Here is an 18,046-nt window from a genome sequence, read left to right as displayed (position 1 = left end):
GTCACCGGGCACCGGCCCGTAAACACCCGGTAACCAAACCACCATGCCGGTTTTACGGACGGGGGCTAAAGGTCCCTTTCAAGCGGAATGATCGCGTCCGACCAGCAACGGAACCCGGCATATGCCGTCACCACGGTTCTCCGGTGTGACGCACGTCACCCTGAAACCCGCCTAACGCCTTGAAAACAAAACCGGTGGGTACGTATCTTTGGGGCCCTGCGCTTCCCTAAACCACCGGACGACCCCTATCCCGCGGGAGAGGCCATGACCCTGCTGACCCAGCCCATCCAACCCCCCACCCCGGCCACCGGGCAGGACACCCCCACCGCACCCCCCGCCACCCCGGACACCACCGCCACCCACACGGCAACGGCCACGGGCGCAGGCGCGGCTGCGGGCACGGCGACCCTCACCACCGGCACGGGCACGGGCGCAGGCAGCAGCGCAACCACCAAGGCCCTCCTCACCACGGCCACGGCCACGGCCACGGCCACCCTCGCCACGGCGGCCATCACCACGGCCACGGCCACGGGGGCCATCGGCACGGGTGCGGGCGCCGGAACAGGGACGGTGACCGGCGGGGGGACGGCGGCCGGGGCGGGAGCAGGGGTGGGGACAGGGACGGGCGGCAGACCGGCGCCGATATCGCCCGTCACCGCCCCCGCCCCCACCACCCGCTTCCCCCCGCCGCCGGCCGCCGCCACCCGCCGCCCGGCCGGCCGGCCCACCGGCGGCGACGACACCGACCAGAACACCACCGACGCCGTCACCCGCGAACTGCGCCACCTGCTGTTCGACGGCGACGAACAAGACACCCTCCACACCCCCTGGCGCACCCTGATCACCCACGACGAATTCCTCACCCACGACGACGACCTCACCCCCGCCCAGCGCACCGCCCGCTCCTACCAGCGCCTGCGCCTGCTCAACGACACCGTCGCCGGCGACCCCCTCGCCCTCGCCCGCGACCCCCGCCGCCTCGCCGCCCTCCACGAATGGACCGGCATCGCCGACAGCGCCCTGGGCACCCTCGCCGGCATCCACTACAACCTCTTCCTCGGCACCCTCCTCGACCACGACCACCCCGAACACCGCGACCTCACCCCCTACACCACCCTGAAGCACACCGGCACCTTCCTCGTCACCGAACTCGCCCACGGCAACGACGCCGCCCACCTCGAAACCACCGCCCACCACCACCCCGACACCGGCGAGTTCACCCTCCACACCCCCACCCCCGGCGCCGCCAAATTCATGCCCAACACCACCACCACCGGAGGCCCCAAAACCGCCCTCGTCGCCGCCCGCCTCATCACCCACGACGGCACCGACCGCGGCATCCACCTCTTCCTCACCCCCCTCCACGACGAGAACGGCCCCCACCCCGGCATCCACATCACCCCCCTCCCACCCCGCCACCTCCCCCACCCCGTCGACCACGCCATCACCACCTTCACCCACGTCCGACTCCCCCCCACCGCCCTCCTCCAAGCCCCCCACACCCGCCTCGAGGCCGACGGCACCCACCACACCACCCACGGCAACCCCCAAAAACGCTTCCTCACCACCATCGACCGCGTCACCCTCGGCAAACTCTGCATGAGCGCCGCCGCCACCGGCACCGCCCGCGCCGCCCTCACCATCGCCGTCCACTACGCCAACCACCGCCACACCACCCACCACAACACCCCCACCCCCCTCATCACCCACCGCGCCCACCACGCCCCCCTCATCGACCACCTCGCCACCACCTACGCCCTCACCCTCCTGCACCGCCACACCCTCAACCACCACACCCACCACCACCACGGCACCCCCCCACCCCCCACCCCCACCCACCCCCGCTACCCCACCGACCCACCCCCCACCAAAGAACAGACCCACCACCTCACCGCCCTCACCAAAGCCTTCACCACCCACCACGCCCGCACCATCACCACCACCTGCCGCGAACGCTGCGGCGCCTGGGCCCTCCACCCCCACAACCCCCTCGCCCACTACACCCAACACCTCGAAGGCACCATCACCGCCGAAGGCGACAACCTCCCCATCACCCTCAAAGCCGCCACCCACCTCCTCCTCAACCCCCCACCCCCACCCCCCACCACCCCCACACCCCCCAACCCCCTCACCAACCTCACCCACCTCAAAAACCTCCTCCACCACGCCCAACACATCTGGCACACCCGCACCAAACAAGCCCTCCACACCCCCACCACCCCCCACACCCCCCACACCCGCTGGAACAACGCCACCCAACCCGCCCTCACCATGACCCACCTCCACACCACCCTCCACACCACCAACGCCCTCCTCACCACCCTCAACCACACCACCCACCCCACCACCCACACCCACCTCAAAAACCTCACCAACCTCTACCTCCTCAACCAACTCACCCCCCACACCGCCGACCTCATCACCCACCACCACCTCACCCCCCACCACCACAACCAAATCCACACCACCATCAACCACCTCCACCACACCCTCCACCCCCACCTCACCACCCTCACCAACGCCCTCAACCACCCCCACCAACACACCCCCACCCCACCCCCACACCACTAGACACCACACACAACGCCACACACAGACCAACAACGACCACACCACAAGCACCAAGCAGCAGGCAGCAGGCAGCAGAACGAGTCGGGGGTGGCAGACACTCGACAGCGCAGTGCGCAGTGCGCAGTGCGGAGGCCGCGACGGCACGGCGGCCGGCCTCCACGAGACCGCACAAGCGACAGTCGAAGCCCGGAAGGCCGGGACGCCGCGACGGGGAGGGGGACGGGGCAGGGCGCAGGGACGGGGGCGGCGGCACAGCGCCGGAAACAGCGCAGCCGCAGCGCGGCGAACTCGCCCGCCGTGCACAAGAGTTCGTGGAAAAATTCGTCACCGAGGACCTTGTGGCGGCCTGACCGGCCCGTACGCGCCCCGGTCCCCCCACCCGTATCCGTGCGCCGGCTGTCCCTCGCCGTGGGAGGCGTCCCTCAGGGGCGCAGGCCAGTGTGTGCGAGGGCGACCGCGCTGAGGGTGGCGATGGCCTCCTGGTCGCCCCGGCGCCAGGCGTCGGCGAATCCGCCGGGCGGGGTGGGCAGCTTGACGAGGGCGGCCGGCGAGCCGGTGAGCGCGCGCAGGGCCAGCAAATCGGCGCCGCCCGGCGCGTCGGCCAGACGGCGGACGATCACACTGCGGCGAATCCAGAGCAGGCGCGGGAGGAGCCACAGAACCAGGATGAGGAGCACGGGGAGGACGATCAGAACCGAGGCCGTCACGTCCGCGACCTGGGCGACGCTCTCCTGGAACGATGCGCCGGCGTCCGCGAAGCCGGTACTGGCATCGGCTGCCGACTGCAGCGGCTCCCTCAGGACATCACCGATGAGCGGTACGTCTGACGCCGCGTCCCCGGCCTTGCCGAGTTCCTCGGCAAGGCCGTCTCCGGAACTCTCGACCTTCCGCCCCGGCTCGGCAAGCAGCATGATCACCCCACGGACGAAGAAAGCCGCCCACACCGTGAAGACGATCAGGGCCACAGCGACAAGGTCCACGAACACCTGACGGTTCCGGCGTGCGGGAATCTCGGCGTAGAGGCGCAACAGCAGGCTCCTGCTCCGTTCAGAACGACGAAGAAAACCGGCCGCCCCGCCAACAACTCGGCCGACCAGCCCTCGGGACCAACTCCCCCACCCCACCCCCAAACAAACATGCAAACCGCGAACCACAGCCCACACCGCGCCGCGACACCCCACGCACCGGCAACACGTTCGGGATCGAAAATCCACCTGATCACCGACCGCAACGGACCGCCGCTATCGCTCGGCATCTCCGGCGCCAATATGCACGACAGCCAGGGCCTCGAACCGCTCGTGCGCGGCATCCCGCCGATCCGCTCCCGGCGAGGGCCCGTCGACGACGCCCTGGCAAACTCCATGCGGACAAGGGCTACGACTACGGCCACCTGCGCCGATGGCTCCGCGAGTGCGGCATTGGGCACCGCATCGCCCGCAATGTGGAATCGGCTCGTTGGGCTGTTCATGGGGCGGGGTACGTGGAGTTGGATTGTTCCGGACGGGCTCGGGAGTCGGACCGCTGTTATTCGGACCGAGGTGGCCGAGGCGGCCCGAACCGAGCTGGACAAGTACCTGACGGTGATCGCCGTCTGACGACGGAGTCCGATCACCCACCGGCCCGAGGGTGAAACCGTGGGGGGATCAGGCGGGTGGCGAGAGGTCAGCCCTGCGCGGCGGCCACCAGCGCGGTGAGCATGCGATGGGTCTTGCTCTCGGGGACCTCGGACAGCGTCACCCCTCGTTCAAGCACCGCCTCTTCGAGTTCGCGCTGCTTCCGCTCGGCCCGTTCCTTGAACTCCTCCTCATCGTCCCCGCGCTTGGGCTTCACGCGGATCGAAGCCTCCAGGAACTCCAGGCCGACGGCTGACCACGCCTCCAGGTCGACCTCCAGGTCGTCGAGCGACACGTCGTCCACCTTGGTCGAGAAGATCGGCCCCAGAGCGACCAGCCCGTCGAACCGGACATCGCGCGCACAGGCGTGCAGGAACTGGTCCTGCACCTCGTCGATCGACGCGGAGGGATCGGCCCCGGGCGCAACGGCGGCGTCCAGCAACCCCGGCAGGTGAGTGTGCACCAGGGAGGCCGCCAGCACGCGGCCGCGCCTCGACCAGTCCTCCTCGACCCTGTACGTGAACGGCTCTACTTCGAACGGGGCAGAGAACCGGCCGACGAGCTGTTCCCGGGTGCAGGGACGCAACTTGACGACCAGGTCGTCCGGACCACCACCGATCCTGAGCCGTATGATCACGCCGCCGTCCAGGAGCGGTGCCTTCCCCTGCGCCACACCGTCCCTGTCCTCGGCGAACCAGATCTGACGCGACATCAGCGGGCCCTGCGAAGCGGTGAGAGCCGACAGTGCCGCTGGCACGTCGCCCTCGATGTTGACCTTGATTTCGACCGGAAGCAGGTCCATGACCTCACTCCTGCGCGCGTCTCAGAAACCCATGAAACTCTCCCTTCCAGGATATCGAAACCGCTTGTGGCCCGCAGTCCGGGTCTTTTCCGCGCACACCGCACTGACCTGCACGGTCACCGACCAGGCGTACACCAGCACGCGGCCGGGGCGCCCGTAACAAGGGCCCCGGCTGGCGGGCCGGCGGACCACGCCATCGGCCAGTCCGGAGGCCTCCCGCGTGATCCGAGAGCAGAGATCGCCTAATCCTTGGGGGTGAGCACCACATAAGTGACGGCTGTCCCGTCATCCATGACACCCCTGAAGAATTGTTCGTTCAGCAAGGGCGAGGTGGTGAGAACGGATGCCAACACGCCTGCGGCCGAAGCGAGGAATTCCAGAACCGCAGGTGCCCCCACGAAGAGCGCGTCTTCAATTGCTTTCTGACCGGTCTCCGTGAGGAGGTCCGTGAGGAGCTCGCTGATGGATTCTTCGACCTCACTTGGCGGGTCAGGCGGGCCGTTATAGATCTGCACGTAGTAGCCGCGCTCCTGACGTGGACTGACCGTGATGCGTGCATCGTCTCGAATCGGCTTGCCCTGCGGCGCCTGTGACGGTATCGGGATCAATGTGCCGTCCGGGTCAGGCGCGGCTTCGAATCGGGTCGTGTTGTCGCTTGCCGGGTTGGGAAGTGTGTCTGCCATGTCAGACCCTCCGATGTTCGCCTAGCGCAATGATTGAGCCGAGCAGCAGCTTCCCTTGGCGTCTTTGGGTCCCGAATGGGGTTGTTCAAGGAGCCACCAAACACACGCTGCCACCCGGGCCGTTGGGCCCTCAATTCGCACAAGAGAGGGGTAGGCTCGACGCCGGCATGCCGAAATGAAACTACTTCGAACGTACACCCAAGGTGTGAGAGCCGCTCGGCAATATTCGCCCGCTGTGTTCAGAATTCAATTGGTGACCGGTCAATCAGCTCATCCGACAAGCTCGGCTCCCGCGACGGCCAGCTACCGCGCTCGACCCGGTCGGCTACCGCGAGCGCCTTGGGGTCGACTGCGGGATCGACGGCGTTCTCGATGCACGGCCCTTCTGCCAGGCCCGTTTGGGCACCTTCGCGGCCAGGGCATCCGCGCGGAACTCCCCTCGCGCCGGTGGTGAGTTCATGTGAGCAGGCGACGGCCAGTACGTGGCTGACCTGGCGATCTCCAGCGCGGAGCGCAGCTTCGGGTTGCCGCCGTAGACCTCGTCTGCCGCGACCCAGTCGGCGCGGTGCCCGGCACCGAGAAATCGGCCGATCACGCGGGCGGCCAGATCCGGCTTGGTCGCGACGGGCCACGTCGCGAACAGCTCACGCTTCGTCATGTAGGTGGCGTCCCCATAGTGCTGCTCGCACAACAGCTCGGTGACATCGGCGGTGCGCCCTGGCAGGACCAGTTCCGCGGTGTCCCGGGCCCGCCGGTACGGCGAGGAGTGCACGTGTGGGTCGCGGCCCGCGAGGTGCTCGAGCGCGGTGCGCAGCCACTGGCACTGGCGGAAGCCGCGCGGTGTCAGCCCGACGAGGTCACGGGACAGGGCGTGCGCGGCCTGCGGCGGTCCAGGGGCGCGGGCACTGGTAGAAGCCGGTGTGCTGCGTCGCGTTCTCGGTCGACTCGGCATGGCGTACGACGGTGAGAAGCATGGTCACCCCCGGTGAGGATGGTCGGCCGGCAGCCCCAAAGGGCTCGCTCGGCACAAGGAGGTCGGCACATGACGGCTGCGTTTACCACACGATAGAGAAACCCTATACGCACACCTCTGTATTAGGTTTTATGGCCGATATTAGGTTCATGGCCGATGGTGAGGCCGCGCAGCCGGTCGACGAGCCGGTCACCTCGGGCCAGCAAGGGCGGGGAGGCGCGCGGGGCGCTGATCCAGTGCGCGCACGGCGCGCCGGGCCCGGTGGTAGGCATCAGCAGCTGGCGGCCGGGCCCGAGTACGCGGACACCGGGCAACTCCTCGGCCCCTGCGACGCTGCCCGGCGCCACCAGCACGTACAGCTCGTTCTTCACCGCGAGGTCGGCCAGGACGGGATAGCCGCGGTCCGGTGCCAGGCCCATCCGTTCCAGGGCCTCCAGACCCAGACCCAGGGGCCGGACGGCCACCGCGTCCCAGTCCCGCCCGCACGCCACCCACAGGGGCGTGTCCCGGCATCGGACCCACAGCCGCCGCCGGCCCGCCGTCGGGCGCCCGAGCCGGCGCTAGGCGGGGACGGTGGTGGGCGTGGCAATAGCCGCGGTGCCGCTCTCCCCTGCCATAGCCGCTCTCCTGTCTGGTCGTCATGGTGCGTCCACGCAACCAGCAGTCGGACCGCCACTGCGACGCCGGACCGATGCAAGAACGATGAAACTCGCCCCTGCACGGGGTGGACCTCGCCCAACTCCCGGGCAGGACACAGACGGGAGCGGTACGGTCGCCGCACCCGCCCCGTCGGACACGTCCGGAGTCGGTACGGCAGTCCACCGAAAGATCCCCAACGCCCGGCTGCGTGCGGTGCGCGAGAACGAGTTCCAGATGTCCCGCCACGAGTTCGCCAAGCTCGTCGTCACGACCGGCGAGAGCATGGGCGAGGCGGTCGGCTGCACTGCACGGCTGGTCGCGGCCTGGGAAGACGGCAACGTACGCCTCCCCCGGGCCGTCTACCGGCGCATCCTCACCCGGATGACCGGGCGCACGATGCGCGACCTCGGCTTCGCCATCCGGGAGGCAGCAGTAGGCGTCGCCGCACCGGCCGCCACGATGGGACCGCCCGAAAGCGAGGAGCCGATGGACCGCCGGAGTCTGCCGGCCGACGGCGCGGGCGCCGCCCTGTCGCTCGCCTTGTTCGCCGCCGCCCCCGACAGGGCACCCCGGCCGGATCGGTGCCGGCGACGTCCGCAGCGTCGACCGCGCCGTCCACACCCTCCACGCCCACGACCACAACCACGGTTCGGCCGCCCTGCGCCGCGACGCCTCCCGGGCCCTGCACACCGCCTACCAATGGCTGCACAACGGCACCTACACCGACAAGACCGGCAAGCGCCTTCGCTCTGCGACCGGGCACCTGTCGATCGCGGCCGGATGGCTGTCGTACGACTCGGGCCGCCCGCCGACGCCCGCTCCCTCTACAACGAGGCCCTCGCGGCCGCCAGAATCGCCGGTGATCCTGGCCTGGAAGGGCACGCCTTGCAAGGCGGTGAGCTCGAGGGCCGGAACCTCCAGCGCGGTGATCAGTTCTTCGGGTATCTCCATGGGGAGCCTCTCAGGCGACGGGGCACCGGGGCCTCATCCAGCTACACGGTGCGTTCGGTCAGTTCATGAACTGCGTCGATCACTGCCCTAGTGGGGTCGTGCGGGCCTGCCCAGTGAACCGGTGACCGGATGGTCCACCCACGATCCGGCCGTCGGTAGCGCCGGCAAGGCAGTCATTGCCTGGACGGCGGGCGGGGTGCCGAAGGTGTGGCCGGCGCGGTGGACGTCACCGACACCGGTCTCGCTCACCTGCAACCTGCCGGTTCCACCACTCGATTTCGGCCGGGAATCGGGATCCATAGCTGCCCATTCCGAAAAGCGCGGTGCTCAGTACCCGAGGACGGCCATGGTCAGCCGGTGTTTTCTCCATAGGGCAGCGTCCGCTTCCCCGGAGCTGATCGCCGACGCATCCACCGCAGCCTGGCCACGGGCGAGGGAATGCTCGTCAACCACGCCTGAGCCGCTTGGCTGCCTCAGTACTCACAGCGCCAGCCAACTCGGTCAGGAGCTTAGTTGAGATCCGATCCGGCACACTCTCCTCGCACTGCCTTCCCGTCAACTCCCCACTAGATGCAGCTAGCAGCCTGTGCAGCTCGGGCAAGGCGTGACGCGAGCTGCACTCGCGCCGCGGGCCATGTTGCGGGTTGCTGCAGCCATGGCATCCTGGAAATGGGAGAAGAGGAGCCGACCGCTTAACGGTCGAGCAACTTCCAGCGTGGTGACTGTCGTCCTGGCTATAGCCAGCCGCATTCGGCTAGTTTTCCGGATGCTTTCTGTACGCCGTTGAATTGGCAAAGTAGCGTGACGGGGGGCTGCCATGCTCTTCGACTTCAATGTCGTGGCCAATTCGATTGGGACGGGAGGCCGGGGCAGAGGAGTCGCCTTCGTTTTCGATGGCGCCTCCGCCAACTCCCGCCTGATCCTGGGCCTGAACAAATTCGTCGCGTCCGGCGGAGGTATGCCGGACGGGGGCGCCACGGGAGGCGGTGCCGTAATGGACCCGGACGGGCGCCAGTTTCTGGGGACCGTCACCTGGGAGATCACGTGATCGCATCCGAACCGTGGAAGTGGGGTATCGCGAGCGGCTGATGCCCTTCTGGCGGCCCGAGTTCGTCGACGGGTGCGGAAGCCAACTGCTGCGCGTCCTCAGCAGTTGCGTGACTGCCCCAGATCGAACAGAAGAGCCAGGTACTTCGGGAACCCCAAGAGGCAATAATCAGACGCGTCAGTGAATACACCTGAGCTGAGTAGCATCCCGCATCCAGGTACGGCCGGTGGTTTTCATGCCGAACTTTCTCCTCGTCAGATCCGCAGATCATGTGCTGCTCGGTGTCAGCTGTACCGGCCTGACCATCACCGAGAGGCGCCCTGACGGCATACCCGTACTGAAGGCGGTGACCGGCGACGCTCGGCTGTTGGTCACCTTTCCGCCTCAGCATGTGGCCGAGGAGACGTCACTGCGCGAAGAAGAGGCGCCCCAGACGCTGCCTTCGGGCTCCGGTACGCTTGTGCCGGTCTGGCGGGCCGCCCTCTCCGGGCCGAGCAGAATCGCCTTCCATCTGCCGCCCGGCACCATGCTCGTCCCGACGGTGGACGGCATCCTGCAAGCCCTGAGCCAAGGCCGACCGATCCAGCCGGCTGTGCCTCCAGGGGGCACGGACACGGCTCTGGAACTGCCCTGGCGGATGATCTTCTCGGTGGAGGACCGCCTGGGCGGTCACGAAGTGACGTCCGTCCATCCCGTGCTTCCCATGACCATCGCGGGAGTCACCGGCCTCTGGCGAACTCGCCTTGCCGCGGACCGGCCGCCGCCGGGAACGCCTGTCCAGGACGCCTCACTCGGGCTGCGTGCCATCGACAAAGGGACCGCGGAAACGGCCGATCCTGGGTTCTCCATCCCGCTGGGCATGGCCGAGAGGACGCGGCTCGCCTCCGAAGCCCGTCTGCGACCCGCACAAGCCACAAGGCTGGAACTGAGCGCCCTGGGTGGCACCCTGTCAGCGGTCGGTCTGTGGGAGAACTTCCAATGGGAGCACGAGGCAGTGCTCGGACGGGACATGCGAGTCCGCACAGTGACCTCCGGCGTGCTCTATCCGCTGGGCCACCGGGCGACCTACACGGAACTCAGCGAACGGATCTTCGACCAGTCAGCCGGGAACGCGGCGGTACTCCGTAGCGAGTTCGTCCTCACGGTCACCGAGCCGGTACGCCACCCGCCCCCCGAGGGACCCGCTGCTCGTGCCTTCCCGTTCGGGGACGTCGAGATCACCACCCTCTGGTATTCCGGCGTCGAGGCAGAGTGGCAGGACTTCTCGCACCCCGTGACCGGGCAAAGTCACCGCGCCGTCTTTTTCGAACCGACAGCGCTGGACGGGCCGATTTCCTTCCCCGTGAGGTGCGCGACTGCCGACGGCGACGTCCGCTTCGAACTGCCGTTGTTGTTCGTAGCCGATGTGTCACAGCCGGGCTTCGTCTCACTCACCGACCCCGCCCTGACCCAGCATCTCGACAACGTATACGGACAGCGCTCCGTCCCGCTTCCCGGCACTCCGCTCGACCTGGTCCGGGCGGCGGCGCGCAGCGACGGCGACGTCCACGAGGTGCATGGCATAACCATCGGCGGCAGCCTGCACTCCACCGGGTACCGTCCGGCTCTCAGCGCCTTGGACGTGCGGCTGCCGGCGCTGCGGACCCTGCTGGGCAGCGATGATCTGCGAGAGGTCCGCTTCACGGCGGAGTACCTCAGCCGGGGCGCGGCCCAGGACGTCCTGCTGGATATGGTTCCTCTCGACATCAGTTTTGTCGGCCGGGCCGACCGGTCTGGCGGACTCGTGGCACCCCACTTCGCGGCCAACGCGCTGTCCCGCACGAAAGGCCTCGTCGATCGGGTGGCCCTGCCCGCCCCAGGGGCGGAACTCATAGACCCGGGGCGCCTTTTCCCCAGCGATGCCACCCTGCTGGGATTCGCTCTGAAGGATCTGATCACCGAGCTCAAGGAACCGCCGAAGATCACGTCTGTGCCGCAACCCGGCCAACCGCCGACCGTGAAAATGGAATGGACGGGCGTCAAGCTGAAGGAGAGCGGCACCTTCCAGCCGGCCGGCCAGAGCACCCTTGACCTGACCGTGACAGCGTCGGCCACAGGCAGCGACATCCGTTGCTCGGTACGCGACTTCGCGCTGATGCTGCCCACCCCAACCAAACCCCTGCTGAAACTGCAGTTCGCGTCGCTGACCTTCACTCACCACAGCGGAGACCATCCCAAGGTTCAGGTCGGCGGAGTCAAGGTGGAGTTCCTCGGCGAACTGCAACTGGTCCAGCAACTGGGCGACGCCGTCGACCTGAGCGACCTGACCCCGGACATCACCGTGACGCCGGCAGGTCTCGTCGCGCACTACTCCTTGCTGTTGCCCTCGGTCACCGCAGGCGCGTTCGTGATGCGGGACCTCGCGGTGAACACCGAGATCGCCATCCCGTTCGACGGGAGGCCGGTTTCGGTGTCCTTCGGCTTCGCGAGCCGGCAGAACCCGTTCCGACTCGCCGTGCTGATGTTCGGCGGCGGCGGATACCTGGAACTGCAACTCGACCACACCGGACTGCGAAGGCTGGAAGCTTCTTTGGAGTTCGGCGCGACGCTGGCCGTCGACTTCGTGGTCGCCAGCGGTGAGGTCCACGCCTTCGGTGGGGTCCGGTTCGAGCTGGCCGACGGCGAGGTCACGGTCACCGGCTATCTGCGGATCGGCGGGTGCGTCGAGGTCCTCGGGCTAATCTCCGTGTCGGTGGAACTGTGCATCACATTGGCCTACCAGTCCGCCACCAAGGCCCTGGTCGGCCGCGCGACCCTCGTCATCGAGATCGACCTCACCCTGTGGTCGGACAGCGTCGAACTCGACAGCGGCACATGGGTACTGACCGGCGGCGGGAGCGGAGCCCAACCCTTCGCCTCGCATGACAGCGGCACACGGATGTTGGCCGCCAACGGGAGCGGAGGTCGAGCGATCCCCGCCGCGCGCGACGCCGCTGACGGCCTGGCACGCTGGCGGGAATACCAGGCCGCGTTCGTTCCCGTTACGACAGGAGACCAGCCATGAGCGAGATCGGTGAGGTCCTGGTCACAGCAGCTCTCTCCTTCGAGCCGTGGGAGGTCATGTGGAGCGGGGACGGGCAGAGCCTGTTCGCCGATGGCGGTAGCAACGGTCTCGTGAATCTGAACGCCGCGACAGGCGAGGAGCGATGGAGGGGCCCAGGAGGCGGGGTTATCAGCCCCGACGAACAGGCGGTGGCGCTCACAGGCGGGGGCGGGACGGAACCGATCGAGGAGTTCGAGGAGCCCTGGGACTGCAGCGAACTCCCGCACTCGATGCGCCAGGCATGCGAAAAACACAACCGGGAAGATGTCGGCTGGCATGTCGTCGGTCACAAGGAAGTTCCCAGTTGGATCCAGGTGCGAGCCCGCGAATCAGGCACCGGGCTGTGGAGCCGGTCCTTTCCCTCGACAGAGGTGGTACAGCATCCCCGTTACAGCCCCGACGGCAAGCTGCTGGCTGTCTCGGGGAATCACACCCGCCTGTTCGACTCGGTCAGCGGCGAGGAGCTCGTTGAGCTCGAATCCCACGCCTCGTCCCTGTCACCAGCCGTCTTCAGCCGGGACTCCCAGCGGCTGGTGACGGCTGACTCCACACGCCTGGCCCTCATCGACGTCACAGTCAGCGGTATCAAGTGGGTCACTTCCCTCCCCGCACCCGTCACGCAGTTCGCCTTCACCGAGGACGGCAGCATGCTCGTCGTCGCTACGGAGCATCAGGCGCTCACTCTCAGCGCCGAGGACGGTTCCCTCGTGACGTCGGTGGATCTTCAGGATCCACTCCCGGATCGTCGTCTGACCGTGCTGAGTCCCGACCGTCGGCGACTGGTGATGGTCGGAGCGGAGTCGATGGCCCTGTGGGACGTGGCCGACGGCAGCCGGCGTTTCGAGACGCCGGTGGGGGACTCTGCCCGAGTCCGGTTCAACCCCGTTCTCCCAGAGATCGCCATCGCATCGGCCACGGGACTGCTGGTGGTGAACTCCAGGTTCGGCACTACGGTGTGGGAGCAGGCCACGGACCCCCTGAGGGACCTCGCGTTCTCCGCGGACGGACTGCACCTCGCGCTCTGCGGGACGTCGGCCCCGGGCTCCGGATTCGTCCAAGTACGCAGCATGAGTCCAACGAGCGTGTCCCATCGGATATGCGATGGTCCGGTGACAAAGATCGCTCTGAGCTCCTCCCCAGGCTCTCTGGCCGTCGCGGCGAGCCACACCCCCGAAGCGAAGGCGTCGGTATTCCGCGCCGACACCGGCGAGCTGGTGCTGGTAAAGGCCCATCCCGGAGTGATCAATGCCCTGGCGCTCAGCCGGGACGGCCGCCACTTCGCCACCGGCGGCTCCGACGGCGGTGCACGGCTGTTCACCACTCTCACAGGGGAGAAACGGTGGCAGGTCACCCATAACGCACCGGTGAACGCGCTCACGTTCCTTGCCTCCGACGGTGGCGACGACGTGATCACCGCCGCCGTCGACAAGACCGCGCGCTGCCTCGCCCACGACACCGGCCAAGAGCGGTGGAGACTCAGCCACCCGCAGGCGGTGACCCTCGTGGCCGCCAGCCCCGACGGCCACCTCGTCGCCACGGCCTGCGCGGATCGTTCGACGAGGATCTTGAACGCGGTCACAGGCGAAGAACTCTTCCGCCTCTCCCACGACGGGAAGATCAGGGCGATCGCCTTCAACCCGACCGGCTCGATGCTGGCCGCCGGCGGAGACGACGGAGAGGTGCTGATCATCGACACAGCTTCCGGCAGGGTTCTCGCGAAGTCCCTCCACACCCGCGAGGTGACCGCCGCCGCGTTCAGTCACGATGGAAGCCTGCTGGCGACCGCCGGCAAAGACCACGCCGTCCACATGCTCGATGCCAGTGCCGACCCACCGAAGCTGGTGTCGAGCCATGCTGACACGCAGACGCTCACCAGGCTCGCCTTCCATCCGGCTGAGCCGCAGCTGGCGCTGGTCAACGACGAGCCGAACCCTGCCGTGACGATCCTTGATCCCGCCGCGGGCACTGAACTGAGCCGACTCCGCCATCCGGCCCCCATCAACGACCTGGCGTACAGCCCCGACGGAAAGCTGCTTGCGACCGCCTGCGAGGACACGTTGGCCCGTGTCTACCCAGGGAGGCGAGGAAATTGAGCACACTCCTGTGGGTGGCGGTGCCCGCCGGGCTTTCCTCGCCGTCGACCGCCCGGATCCGCGTCGTAGTCGTTCCCCGGCTGGGCGATGGCTCCCTCTCAGACTTCGGCTTGCAGGACTGGCCCGCCCTTCTCGCCGACGCCTCGTTCGAACTGCAGGTCAAGTCCGACGACGGCATCCATGAGGCGGACCGCGCCCCGGTCTACGATCCGGTTGCCGACAGCGACGCCTGGCACGCGTTCTTCGACGGCGGTGCCGGGGCGGTCAACGCGTGGACCCCGAAGAGACAGCCCGCTCCCGAGGTCCGCCCGACCTATTCCGACGCACGGGCCGTGGTTACGTCTTACCGGGAGTGCACCAGCATCCTGACCGTCCCCGCATCCGACGGCGAGGCAGCCGTCCGGCAGCGGATCGAAGGATGGAACAGCCCACCCTCACCGTCCGTAGGGGGCGAGGAGCCGCTCCCACCCCTCCCCCCGGCGATCGACTTCCACCGGGTCGTCGCGATGCTGCGCGAACACCCTGTGGTGCTTCAGGCACTCGGGCTCGTCTTCGAGCTGTCCGCAGAGGTGGACACCATGGACGTAGGCACCGGTCCGCGGTTCCTGCGAATCCGAGGTACGGACCTACCACTGAGCATCACCTCTCCCTGGACCAGGTACGACCTTGCCGAGAACGCGTTCTGGCCCGCTCCCGCCGACAGCTCCGGCGATATCCGCAGGGGTCTGCTGGACCTGACCGGGGTCGGCCTGCTCGACTGGGCAGGTGCCACGACCCCGCGGTGGGCGCTCAGCACCATTGACGTCGACGGAGCCGTAGACGGACTGCGCGCCGAAGCCAGAGCACTGGACGCCGACAGCGAGCGCCGGCCTGTGCTGCCGGGCCTGCGGACGGACGGGCTCAAGCTGATCCGCCCCGACCGTCAGTCCGACTTCACCGCCCGAGCCGACATCGCTGCAGGCCGGGTCGGAGACACCCTGGCCAACGCCGAGCTCGCAGCCGAGGACCTGGTACTCGGCTACCGGGTCGACGTCCGCGTCGAAGACGACTCCGACTGGCTTCCGCTGTGCGATCGCCAGGCCACCTACACCGTCGAAGACCCCGAAGGCCGGACGATCACGCTCAGCGACGAAGTCGAAGAAGGCCACATCAAGCCCTATGCAGCGGTGAGGGCCCCGGACGGACGCCTGCACGCCGATGAGGTCGTGGCCCGCTGGGACGGGTGGAGCCTGGCAGCGCCGTTCATGAACTTGCTCGGTGACGATCCCAAGCCCGAACCCGACCCTGCGCGGCAACCCCCGTACACCTTCCGCTGGTCCTTCAGTCCGCCGGCCGGCAGCCTGCCCCGACTGCGGTTCGCGACCCGCTACCAGATGCGGATCCGAATCCGCGACCTCACCGGCGGCGGACCAGGTCTGGAGGACTCGCAGGACACCACCGGCGCCACGGACACGATCTTCTACACCCGCAGTGACCCCATCCAGCCGCCACGGCTCAGCCACACCGGCACATTCAGCACCGGCGCAGCCATCGACCACATGGTCATCCGCAGCGACCGCGGCATGGACGCCACACAATTCCATGCCGCGCACCCTCAATACCCTGCGGTCGAACAGCGCACCCTTCACCCACCGACCGTCAGCTTCGCGATCGCCGAGCAACACGGCAAGTTCGATCCTCAAAACCCCGAGGACGCCAGCCCGCAGTTCACCGAACGCACCTGGAAATGGGCCCTGCGCGCGCTGTCCGCCGAGGCAGCCGGCGACCCCGTAGGCGCGCTTCCCGACCCCGCCGCCAGCGGGGTCAGCGCCCACATTCCCTCCGCACCCGGCGGACTCAGCACGTCGCTGACCGAGCGGACCGACTGGCAGTCTTGGCCCTCGGCCGCCCCCAAGGGCGTCCAACTCTCCGAGAAACTCACCGCAGATCCCCCCATCCGACTTGAGAGGGCGGGCGACACGCTGGACATACAGCTGGCGAAGGCCGAAGAAGCGGTCTTGGAACTGTCTTCCACCGTCCGTGGCAACTTCATCGACCACTTCTCCGTCAACTCCTGGCTGCTCCGGCCGGTCGATACCGGCGATGTCCCCCTGCCGATCGACCAGTGGCAGGTCACCGTCCTCAACGGGCGGCATCCGCTGCTGTCACCCGTCCGCAGGATTCACCTGGTCCACGCCGTCAGACGGCCGCTGGCAGAGCCACACTGGGAGCTTCCCGCCGACCGCGTCACCCGTGACAAGCACGACACCAACGCTGTTCTGCGGCCTGTCTTCCCGCCCACCGGGTTGAACACCGACAGCACCGGACGGCTTGAGGTCTTCGCGACGTGGCGCGAGTGGACCAACGACGGCGACCATCAGCACCCTGTCGCCCACGTGCACGGGGAGACCATCGCCCGGGGCGACCCGCCCGCGCTGACGGTCCGCCACGAGTTCGGCGACACCAAACATCGCACAGTCACCTACACGCTGAAGGCGATCAGCCGCTTCCGCACGTACTTCGACGCCGCCGACCCCGACGACGCCTTTCAGCTGAGTCGCGATCAGGCACTCGTCACCATCCCCTCCAGCGCCCGCCCCCCGGATCTGGCGTTGCTGTCGACGACGCCTTCCTTCCGCTGGCAGAGCCAGGCGACGTCCACTCGGATCGAGCATGTGCGTTCATCCCAGCGACTGCGAGTGGAACTTGCCGGCCCCTGGTACGAGACGGGAGAAGGCGAACGCCTGGCCGTACTCGCCGCCGCCGACGGCTCCGCGCCTGCGGTCCCGGTGACCCAGCTCGGCAGAGATCCCGTCTTCGCGTCCGCGCCGCTTCCGCCGAACGCCGCCAAAGGCTGGTTCCACGGCGTCAGCGAGCCTCCCGTCCTTTCCGCCGAGTCGGACCTGGGCCCCTCGGTCTGGCTCGTTCCTTACACCGTCACCCGCGAAGGCGACCGCTGGTACGCCGATGTTGAGATCGTCCCGCCCCAGACGGCACCTTCGTACGCGCCATTCGTCAGGCTCGCACTCGCCCGTTTCCAGCCTGACAGCCTGCCCGGACTGGCTCTGTCACCCGTTGTCGTGTCCGACCCGGTACGGCTCCTCCCCGACCGCCGTCTGATCGTCGAGCAGACCGGCCCTGATATACGGGTGTCCCTGCTCGGAACGGGACCGAACCCGCCCAACCGCCTGGAAGCCACCCTGGAGGAGGCACACCTCCCCTCCGGAGTCCACCCGGGCTCGGTCGACCTGGTCGACCTCACCGAGCCACCCTCCGCCGACATTCCTGCCTGGCGTCCACTGCCCTCCCACACCTTGACGTCAGATCAGCCGGAAACCCCCTCTACGCTGCCGATACCTGACGGCACGGCCCCTCTCCGGCTCCGCGTCCGTGAAGTCGAACGGCTCGACGCTCCTTTCCCCCCGCCATCACCTGCGGAACTCCAAGGCCGGACAGTGTTCGTCGACACAGTCGCCCTGCCCACCAGCTGGCGGCCGAGCTGACCACTCCTGACGTCCTCGGGTGGGCATGGTGACGACTACTGACTTCGGCTCGTCAGAGTGATCCTTCGTGAAAGTACTGATATGGCCGGAGTGTTGGCTGTATTCCGTG

Annotated in this window: 10 protein-coding genes and 3 pseudogenes; 6 read left to right on the top strand and 7 right to left on the bottom strand. The window is 68.0% G+C overall.

The features are described from left to right. The first annotated feature begins 264 nt into the window (after positions 1-264). Positions 265-2,571: an acyl-CoA dehydrogenase gene (locus ACIPJI_RS14100; protein ID WP_402246378.1), complete on the top strand. Its 2,307-nt coding sequence runs from the start codon at positions 265-267 to the stop codon at positions 2,569-2,571. A 422-nt stretch (positions 2,572-2,993) separates the two neighbouring features. On the opposite strand, the gene ACIPJI_RS14095 is transcribed toward ACIPJI_RS14100, so the two are convergent. Next, on the bottom strand, positions 2,994-3,599 hold the full coding sequence (locus tag ACIPJI_RS14095; protein WP_402246376.1) for a hypothetical protein: 606 nt from the start codon (positions 3,597-3,599) through the stop codon (positions 2,994-2,996). A gap of 165 nt (positions 3,600-3,764) precedes the next feature. On the opposite strand from ACIPJI_RS14095, the pseudogene ACIPJI_RS14090 reads away from it, so the two are divergent. Continuing rightward, positions 3,765-4,027 (top strand): annotated as a pseudogene (locus ACIPJI_RS14090) (transposase); the annotation flags it as partial. Positions 4,028-4,233: 206 nt separating this feature from the next. On the opposite strand, the gene ACIPJI_RS14085 reads toward ACIPJI_RS14090, so the two are convergent. The 6 genes and pseudogenes from ACIPJI_RS14085 to ACIPJI_RS14060 form a co-directional block, all read right to left on the bottom strand. Then, positions 4,234-4,986 (bottom strand): hypothetical protein, encoded by a 753-nt coding sequence (locus ACIPJI_RS14085; RefSeq protein WP_402246375.1) that lies wholly within the window; start codon positions 4,984-4,986, stop codon positions 4,234-4,236. 242 nt (positions 4,987-5,228) lie between these two features. Next, positions 5,229-5,669: a hypothetical protein gene (locus tag ACIPJI_RS14080; RefSeq protein ID WP_402246373.1), complete on the bottom strand. Its 441-nt coding sequence runs from the start codon at positions 5,667-5,669 to the stop codon at positions 5,229-5,231. 382 nt (positions 5,670-6,051) lie between these two features. Continuing rightward, positions 6,052-6,291: pseudogene (locus tag ACIPJI_RS14075) on the bottom strand (transposase); the annotation flags it as partial. 9 nt (positions 6,292-6,300) lie between these two features. Beyond that, positions 6,301-6,621 (bottom strand): annotated as a pseudogene (locus ACIPJI_RS14070) (histidine phosphatase family protein); the annotation flags it as partial. A 143-nt stretch (positions 6,622-6,764) separates the two neighbouring features. Beyond that, a complete protein-coding gene (locus tag ACIPJI_RS14065; protein ID WP_402246372.1) occupies positions 6,765-7,106 on the bottom strand; it encodes a hypothetical protein in 342 nt (113 codons plus the stop codon). An 892-nt stretch (positions 7,107-7,998) separates the two neighbouring features. Beyond that, positions 7,999-8,232 carry a hypothetical protein gene (locus ACIPJI_RS14060; protein ID WP_402246371.1) on the bottom strand — a complete coding sequence of 78 codons (234 nt, stop codon included), beginning with the start codon at positions 8,230-8,232 and terminating at the stop codon, positions 7,999-8,001. Between the two features lie 817 nt (positions 8,233-9,049). Between ACIPJI_RS14060 and ACIPJI_RS14055 the strand changes: the two genes are divergently transcribed. The 4 genes from ACIPJI_RS14055 (at position 9,050) to ACIPJI_RS14040 (ending at position 17,937) form a co-directional block, all read left to right on the top strand. Continuing rightward, positions 9,050-9,280, top strand: coding sequence for a hypothetical protein (locus ACIPJI_RS14055; protein ID WP_402246369.1), 231 nt, complete (start codon positions 9,050-9,052; stop codon positions 9,278-9,280). A gap of 235 nt (positions 9,281-9,515) precedes the next feature. After that, positions 9,516-12,323, top strand: a complete 2,808-nt coding sequence (locus ACIPJI_RS14050; RefSeq protein ID WP_402246367.1) for a hypothetical protein — start codon at positions 9,516-9,518, stop codon at positions 12,321-12,323. Beyond that, positions 12,320-14,455 (top strand): WD40 repeat domain-containing protein, encoded by a 2,136-nt coding sequence (locus ACIPJI_RS14045; RefSeq protein WP_402246365.1) that lies wholly within the window; start codon positions 12,320-12,322, stop codon positions 14,453-14,455. Before ACIPJI_RS14050 ends, ACIPJI_RS14045 begins: the two co-directional genes overlap by 4 nt. Continuing rightward, positions 14,452-17,937, top strand: a complete 3,486-nt coding sequence (locus ACIPJI_RS14040; RefSeq protein ID WP_402246363.1) for a hypothetical protein — start codon at positions 14,452-14,454, stop codon at positions 17,935-17,937. The genes ACIPJI_RS14045 and ACIPJI_RS14040 overlap by 4 nt, the downstream gene beginning before the upstream one ends. Positions 17,938-18,046 lie beyond the last annotated feature (109 nt).

The organism is Streptomyces sp. NPDC086835, from assembly GCF_044745705.1.
GTDB lineage: Bacteria > Actinomycetota > Actinomycetes > Streptomycetales > Streptomycetaceae > Streptomyces.
This window is presented reverse-complemented; position numbering and strand designations above follow the sequence as displayed.